The sequence below is a fragment of the Sphingorhabdus sp. genome, assembly GCF_044338195.1.
GTDB lineage: Bacteria > Pseudomonadota > Alphaproteobacteria > Sphingomonadales > Sphingomonadaceae > Sphingorhabdus_B.
Map to the genome: position 1 here is coordinate 19,022 of NZ_JBIIMC010000025.1, position 8,477 is coordinate 27,498.

General features: G+C 57.3%; 5 protein-coding genes. 4 read left to right on the forward strand and 1 reads right to left on the reverse strand.

Features of this window, described 5'->3' with window-relative positions:
* The first annotated feature begins 10 nt into the window (after positions 1-10).
* From ACIQZK_RS08035 to ACIQZK_RS08045, 3 genes are all read left to right on the forward strand, one after another.
* Positions 11-3,115 (forward strand): efflux RND transporter permease subunit, encoded by a 3,105-nt coding sequence (locus ACIQZK_RS08035; RefSeq protein ID WP_397575671.1) that lies wholly within the window; start codon positions 11-13, stop codon positions 3,113-3,115.
* Between the two features lie 117 nt (positions 3,116-3,232).
* Positions 3,233-4,363: a non-hydrolyzing UDP-N-acetylglucosamine 2-epimerase gene (wecB, locus tag ACIQZK_RS08040; protein ID WP_397575672.1), complete on the forward strand. Its 1,131-nt coding sequence runs from the start codon at positions 3,233-3,235 to the stop codon at positions 4,361-4,363.
* A 102-nt stretch (positions 4,364-4,465) separates the two neighbouring features.
* Positions 4,466-5,767, forward strand: a complete 1,302-nt coding sequence (locus ACIQZK_RS08045; RefSeq protein WP_397575673.1) for a UDP-glucose dehydrogenase family protein — start codon at positions 4,466-4,468, stop codon at positions 5,765-5,767.
* Positions 5,768-5,777: 10 nt separating this feature from the next.
* Here the strand turns inward: ACIQZK_RS08045 and ACIQZK_RS08050 are convergent, their stop codons facing one another.
* Positions 5,778-7,337, reverse strand: coding sequence for a fatty acid--CoA ligase (locus tag ACIQZK_RS08050; RefSeq protein WP_397575674.1), 1,560 nt, complete (start codon positions 7,335-7,337; stop codon positions 5,778-5,780).
* Between the two features lie 125 nt (positions 7,338-7,462).
* Between ACIQZK_RS08050 and ACIQZK_RS08055 the strand changes: the two genes are divergently transcribed.
* Positions 7,463-8,477, forward strand: a 1,015-nt coding sequence (locus ACIQZK_RS08055; protein WP_397575675.1) for a hypothetical protein, incomplete at its 3' end; no start/stop codon positions are given.

Consider the following 8,477-nt stretch of genomic DNA (forward strand, 5'->3'; position numbering starts at 1 on the left):
CAGGGTTGAGATGACACTTTCCGACATCTCTGTCCGCAGGCCCTTATTCGCAGCCGTACTTGCGATTTTGATGGTGCTGGTCGGCATTGTCGGCTTTTTAAACTTACCCGTTCGCGAATATCCCGACACGGAACCCCCGATTGTGTCGGTTGGAACCACCTATACCGGCGCTGCCGCCAGTGTCGTCGAAACGCGGGTGACGCAGGTGCTGGAAAATGCGCTGGCCGGCATTGAAGGCATTCAGACCATCACATCCCGCTCGCGCGACGGGCAGTCCGAGATCACGATCGAATTCGCGCCGGGCCGAACCGTCGACAGCGCGGCGAACGATGTCCGCGACCGTGTCGGCGGCGTTGCGGATGACTTGCCTGAAGAAGTGCTCGCGCCGGAAGTGCGCAAGGTTGACGCCGATGCATCGCCCATATTGTTTCTCGTGGTGTCGAAACCGGGTTGGTCGCGGCTTGAACTCAGCGACTATGTCGACCGCAATCTGGTGGACCGGTTCTCCGCCCTCGATGGCGTTGCCCGCGTGTTTGTGGGTGGTGAAGCCCGGCCATCGATGCGTATTTGGCTGCAGCCAGACCGCCTTGCGGCATTGGGCCTCACGCCGATTGATGTGGAAAATGCCCTGCGCAGCCAGAATGTCGAACTGCCCGCCGGTCGCTTGGAGTCTACAGATCAGAACGTAACCCTGCGCGTCAGCCGACCATTTGGGAATGAGGCCGAGTTTCAGCAGTTAATAGTCGCACGCGGTGCCGACGGCTCGCTCACGCGGCTGTCTGATGTGGCGCGGGTCGAAACCGGTCCGGAAAATCCCTATGCCGCATTCCGGCTGAACGGTGAATCCGCGCTTGGCATGGGCATCGTCCGCCAGTCGGGCGCGAACACCTTGGCCGTCGCCGAAAGCGCCAAGGCACTCGCCGAACACATCAAAGCCGATCTGCCAAAGGGCATGACTATCACTGTTGGGTCGGATGACTCATTGTTCATCAGCAAGGCCATCAGCGGCGTGTGGGTCACATTGGCAGAAGCGGCGGCATTGGTTGTCTTGGTCATCTTCCTGTTTTTGGGAAGCTGGCGCGCAACGCTTATTCCGGCAATCACCGTGCCCATCTGCTTGCTCGCGACCTTTGCGGTACTCTGGCTGTTCGGATTTTCTATCAACCTGTTAACGCTGCTCGCGCTCGTGCTTGCGATTGGTTTGGTGGTCGATGACGCCATCGTGGTGTTGGAAAATGTCTACCACCGGATTGAACAAGGCGAGCCTCCGCTTGTCGCAGCTGTTACTGGTACCCGTCAGGTCGCTTTCGCGGTTGTATCGACCACCGTCGTTGTCTGCGCGGTGTTCGTGCCCGTCATGTTTCTGGCAGGCCAGACCGGCCTTTTATTCCGCGAGCTTGCAGGCGCAATGATTGCCGCCATCGCCTTTTCCGGCTTTGTCGCGCTCAGCCTTGCGCCCATGCTGTGTTCAAAGCTGCTCAAGCAGGAAAAGCGCGGACGTGTTGCATCATGGGTCGACGATAAATTTCAGCGCGTTGAGGCGCGCTATTCCGATCTACTATCCCGCGCGATTGCCAAGCCGTTGGCGGCGATGCTGGGCGTCATCGGCTTTTTGCTTGTCGCAGGCCTTTTGTTCACGACGCTTCAGTCCGAACTCGCGCCAGCCGAAGATGTGGGTGTCATAAGTGTCAACATTGGCGCGGCGGAGGGCACTGGCTACAACGCCATGGACAAATATATGCTGGATGCCTCCAAGCCGGTTTTGGGGCTGCTCGAAAAGGGCACGGTTCGGTCCATCATTCAACGCACACCCGGCGGCTTTTCCGCAAGTGATGACTTTAACTCGGGAACCTTCCTGATCTTCCTGAAACCATGGGAAGAGCGCACCGAGAAGACCGAAGATGTGGTCGCACAGGTCAACAAAATCCTTGCCGATCTGCCCGCTGTGCGCGGCAATGGCGCGGCGCGGTCTTCTATCGGACGCGGGCGGGGTCAGCCGCTCAACTTCGTCATCGCCGGATCGACTTATGAATCCCTAAGCGTTGCGCGTGACAGGATATTGACTGCCGCGCGCGAAAATCCCGGCATTGTGAACCTCGATTCCGACTATAAGGAAACGAAGCCGCAAATGGAGATTCTGGTCGACACGGCGCGCGCTGGCGACCTTGGTGTATCCGTTGCCGACGTCAGCCAAGCGCTGCAATCGCTATTGGGGTCACGCCGTGTGTCGACCTATGTGGATCGCGGCGAAGAATATCGCGTGATTGTTCAGGCCGACGCCCAAGACCGCGCAACGGCGGAGAATTTGGCCGCTATCCAGCTGCGGAGCCGCGATGGTTCCTTGGTGTCTCTCGCGAACCTCATCACATATAAAGAAACCGCCGGCGCGCGCGACCTTGGCCGTTATAACAAGCTGCGCGCCATTACGCTGTCGGGCGGATTGGCGCCCGGCTATTCAATGGGCGAAGCGCTCGCGTTTCTCGAAGAGCAAGCCGCTGCATCGCCAGAGGTACTCGCCGTCGGCTATCGCGGGGAGAGCCAAGCATTTAAGGAAACCGGCGGATCCATCATCCTCGTGTTTTTCATCACGATCCTGTTGGTCTATCTCGTCCTTGCGGCCCAATTTGAAAGCTTCGTGCACCCTGCAACAATTATCACCACGGTCCCACTGGCGGTCGGCGGCGGCATCATTGGGCTTGCGCTGACCGGGATGACGCTCAACCTCTACAGCCAAATTGGTATCGTCATGCTCGTCGGGCTTGCGGCAAAGAACGGCATTTTGATCGTCGAATTTGCAAACCAGCTGCGCGATGAAGGTTTGGAAATTCTGGAATCGATCCAGCAAGCAGCCGCGCGCCGTTTGCGGCCGATTTTGATGACGTCGATCGCGACCGTGTTTGGCGCAATCCCGCTTGCTATTGCCAGCGGCGCAGGCGGCGCAGCACGGGCCTCTATCGGGGTGGTCATTGTCTTCGGTGTAACGCTCGCCACGCTGATTACGCTTGTTCTCATCCCGCTCATTTATGCGCGGCTTGCGAAATATACGGGATCGCCAGAAGCGGTCACGCGCCGTTTGCAGCAGGAACTCGCTGAGCGGGAAAAGGGCGCGGCCTGACGGTTTCCGCAGGGGGCTCCCAATGGGCCCGTCCTTTGGCGCAGTGACTTCGTCACTTCTTAACATGTTCGGATTAAATGGCCGCCTGCACATGCGCATCGACTGCAGGACCCCGACATGCACAAAAATATGGTTATCTTCGGCACGCGCCCTGAAGCCATAAAATTATTTCCTGTGGTCAATGCATTGGCGGCTTACTCTAACATGCACACGGAAATATTGGTGAGCGCACAACATCGGCAGATGCTTGATCAGGTGCTGGCCATCAGCGGCATCGTTCCGGATTATGACCTCGACCTCATGCAGCCCGGGCAGTCACTTGATGCACTCACCGCGCGTTTGTTGGAGGCTATTGGCAGCGTGCTCGATACCGCAAAACCCGACCGTGTGATTGTCCAAGGCGACACCGCCACCGCCATGGTCGGCGCACTTGCCGCTTATTATCGCCAAATTCCCGTGAGCCATGTCGAGGCGGGCTTGCGCAGCAACAATATCTACCAGCCATGGCCCGAAGAAGTGAACCGCAAGATTATCGGCACGATTGCGGATCAGCATTTCGCGCCAACCGCTGTGTCTGCGGCTGCGCTTGCAGCAGAGGCGGTTTCGCCAGACAACATCTTTGTCACTGGCAACACAGGGGTTGATGCGCTGCACTGGGTAACGGATCACATCGCGCAAAATCCGGCATTGGCAGCAAACCTTACGCTATATGAAGAGCGTTTCCGCGGCCGCAAGATCATTGGCATCACAACGCACCGGCGGGAGAATTTCGGCGATGGCATGAATAATATCGCAGCGGCCATTCTGGCCATTGCGGCGCGAGACGATGTGGCGTGCATCTTCCCTGTGCACATGAACCCCAACGTGCGCGATGTGATGAACGCCGCTTTGGGCGATCTGCCCAATGTCGCGATGATTGAACCCTTGGATTATCCCAACTTCGCCCGCCTGCTGTCGATATCGCACATCATGTTAACCGATAGCGGCGGCGTTCAAGAGGAAGCACCCGCGCTTGGCAAGCCGGTGTTGGTGATGCGCGACACCACCGAGCGCCCCGAAGGCGTCACAGCGGGCACAGCGAAGCTGATCGGCACCGATAAAGATCGCATCATTTCGGAAATTTGCACGCTGTTGGACGATGATGCCGCTTATGCAGCGATGGCCCGCGCGCACAATCCATTTGGGGATGGTCAAGCGAGCCAGCGCATAGCGGAGATCATCCATAATGCGCGCCGACAAGAAACCTGACATATAAGCGGTCGGCTGAACATCCCGACGCAAGACTTGTTCCTGTCATGATAAAGTCATAAGGCCCAGGCAATCGGCCTTCGCCTCTAAAAGGGAATCGTAATGAAAATCGCAATGATCGGTTCGGGCTATGTTGGCCTTGTATCTGGCGCATGTTTTGCAGATTTCGGGCATGAAGTTGTCTGCGTCGACAAGGATGAGGGCAAGATTTCCCGTCTGAACGCCAATATCATGCCGATTTACGAACCGGGTCTGGATGCTTTGGTCAAAACCAATGTCGATGCCGGCCGCTTGAGCTTTTCAACCGATGTCATGCAATCGGTCAAAGGGTGCGGCGCGATCTTCATCGCCGTTGGCACACCGTCACGCCGCGGCGATGGCCATGCTGACTTAAGCTATGTCTACGCCGCAGCCGAAGAATTGGCACGCGCAATTGATCCGGGTACGGTTGTTGTGACGAAGTCCACGGTTCCTGTGGGCACAGGCGACGAGGTTGAACGCATCATTCGGCAAACCAGCCCTGATCTTGAATTTGCCGTTGTTTCAAACCCGGAATTCCTGCGCGAAGGCGCGGCCATTGGCGACTTCAAACGCCCCGACCGCATTGTCGTGGGCAGCGATGTCGAATGGGCCCGCGATGTGATGCGCGCGATTTACCGTCCGTTGTTCCTGAATGAATCGCCATTGCTGTTCACCAGCCGCCGTTCGTCGGAGCTGATCAAATATGCTGCAAACGCATTTCTCGCGACCAAGATCACTTTCATCAACGAAATGGCGGATCTGTGCGAGAAACTGGGGGCCAACGTGCAAGACGTGTCGCGCGGCATTGGCTTGGATAACCGCATCGGGCCAAAGTTCCTGCATGCAGGGCCCGGCTATGGCGGCAGCTGCTTTCCCAAAGACACGCTGGCCTTGCTCAAGACCGCACAGGACAATGAAACACCCGTTCGCGTGGTGGAAGCCGTGGTTCAGGCCAATGACCTTCGAAAGCGTGCCATGGGCCGCAAGATCATCAATGCCTTGGGCGGTGATGTGCGTGGCATGAAGGTTGGCTTGCTTGGGCTGACATTCAAGCCCAACACAGACGACATGCGTGATGCCCCGTCGATTGCGATTGTCCAGACGCTGCTGGATGCCGGCGCCATCGTGCACGCCCATGATCCCGAAGGCATGGAGGAAGCCGCCAAGATCTTGCCCGACGTGGTAATGGCCGACAGCGCTTACAGCGCCGCGCAAGACGCGCATGCCGTGGCGTTAGTTACGGAGTGGGACGCCTATCGTGCGTTGGACCTCAAAAAGCTGCATACCGCGATGGCAGGCGACGTTCTGGTCGACCTACGCAACATTTACCGCCCAGAAGAAGCGCAGGCCGCAGGGTTCAATTATGTCAGCGTTGGCCGCTAAGCCAACCGACTTAATTTACCTGCCGGTCATATCCCGCCCAATAAGGTGCACGTAAATCCTTGCGCAAAATCTTGCCCGATGCGTTACGCGGCAGGGCTTCGATGACATCCACCGAACGCGGAACCTTGAACCCTGCGATACGTTCGCGGGCCCATGCCATCACGCTCTCAACGTCAACCTGCATGCCGGGTTTGGGCACACAGACAGCTTTCACCGCCTCGCCCCATTTGGCGTCTGGCACGCCGATGACGGCGACTTCAAGCACATCGGGGTGGCCGTAAATCGCGCTCTCAACCTCAGCGGGGTAAACATTTTCGCCACCGGTGATGATCATGTCTTTGACGCGGTCGTGAATGTATAAATAGCCGTCTTCATCCAGATATCCGGCATCGCCCGTTTTAATCCAGCCGCCGTCCGCGACCGTGCCTTTGGTTGCGTCGGGCAAATTCCAATAGCCGATCATATTGTTCGAAGACCGCGTCCACACTTCACCGACCTCGCCCACCGGCATGTCATTGCCTGCGCCATCAACAATGCGCAGATCAACGCCGGGCAGCGGCTTTCCGGCCGACCGCATTCTTTTATTGCCATTGGGGTCATGGTCTTCGGGCGGCAGCATGCAGATGGTACCGGTCGTTTCGGTCATGCCATAGACTTGAATGAACTGCGCGTTGAACACATCCATCGATTGTCGCAGCAGCTCGAGCGGAATCGGCGCCGCGCCGTAAAGAATATATTTCAGGTGGCTGTAATCCACCGAACGGCAGCGCGGATGATTGACCATCATTTGCAAGGCGGCAGGCACAATGAACAGCCGCGTCGCACCGCCTTTTTCAATCGCGTCAAAAACCGCATCAGGCGAAAATTCAGCCTGCACCAACCCCGGCAAGCCAGACGCCATTGCCATGATGCCAAGCCCCGTCCCGCCAATATGTGCGCAGGGCATAGCGATTAGGACGACTTCATCATCATCCCATTTGGTATAGGCATGGTCGGAATCGGCAGAATGCTTACGCAGGGCAAACAAGTTGCGGTTCGACAGCACGGCGCCCTTGGGATTGCCGGTCGTGCCTGATGTGTACAGCTGCAGCGCAGCATCATCGGGGCCAGCCGGTTCAAACGCAGCGCGCGGTGTCGCATCAATCATCCGTCGCGCGTCATCCTCAGCAATGACATGTTCAACACCCGGAATGTCCTCGGCAAGTGCCTGAACGCCCGCGTCAAACCCCTGGCCTGCGAACAAAATGCGCGCGCCGGTGTCTTTCGCAATATACGCCCATTCGGCAGGGGCAAGACGCCAGCCAATCGGCACCATGACGATGCCAACGCGTGCAGCGCCGTAAAACAGCGAAAAATACAGGTCGCTGTTTTTGCCAATCCACGCAATGCGGTCGCCTTTTTTAAGGCCCATAGCCATCAGCATCGACGCAATTTTCGCAGTGTGCTCTTCCAGCCCGCCATATGTAAAAGCGTGGTCATCTTGTGATAAAGCAGGCCAATCGGGACGGTCCTTTGCCCAAAGGGTCAGAAACCCGTCAAAGGTCAATATGTCAAAATCGGCAACCGCCATGTCATCTCTCCCAAGATCGGGCCGCGTTTGGCAGAGGCCCTGATGCTTTTTGTCGAGAGATTATAGCCACATGTCAACAAACGGATTACGTCTCGGCCTCTCCCTTTGAATGCGAGGATTCTCTCATGCCGAAAACGTTTCAACTGACTGCTATTCTCTTGCTGGCTGGGGTCAGCTTGCCGGTTGCGGCGCAGAATGAATCGAAGCGTGAAATCGTCGTAACGGCGCGTTCATTGAAGGACACCGAGGCTGATTTAAAAGCCTGTCTGGCGCGTAAATGCCCACCCGATCAGGATATCAAAGCGACACTGGCGCATGCGGAAAACCAATTTGTCGAAGGCGACTATCGCGATGCGCGCGCGACTTTGGCAAATGCGCTTGGCCGCAATCGCAAATATAAAGAGCAGTTCCCGATCGAAGTTTCCGATTTGCTGCGCGCAAATGGCAATGTGGCAGCGCATTTGGGCGAATCCGATATTTATCGGCTGTCCGTGCTCGATATGCGCGACACGCTGAAAGGCGCGCTTAAGCCGAACGACTTTCGTGTATTCAGCGCGGAAATTGAAGTCGCGGACTCGCGCTTGAAGCTTGGCTATCTGGAAGAAGCGAGCGACAAATATTTGGAAATCGAACGGCGCGCTCTGGCCGCTGGCCTTCCCCAAATTGCGGCGATTGCCCGTGTGCGCGACCTGTCTTTGCGGGTGCAGCGCGCGGAAACCGAGAAAACGGCATTTCGCCGCAAAGACGCCACCGAAGCGATTGACCTATTCTTGAAAGAGCCCACCGGCGGGGCAGAGGAATTCAAGATTGTGGCTGAGGTCCTGAAATCGCGCATGGACCGCAACGGCGGCAACAACGAGACAACCGACAAGCTGATTGCCCGCTATGCCGCGATGGGTGGCACAGAACGGCCCGTCCTGTTGCATTCCAAGCCGATTGAAATGAACGAGGCGCAGGCCGCCCGCGCGATGGCCGGTGGCAGCGATCTCAACCGCATCGGCACCCAAGTCGTCGAAAAACGCTGGGTCGATATTGGTTTCTGGATTGGCGCCGACGGCAAGGTGGATGAACCCGAAATCTTGCGCAGCGAAGGTGGCACCGATTGGACCGACGTTGTTCTGAAGGCGATTAAAACCCGCA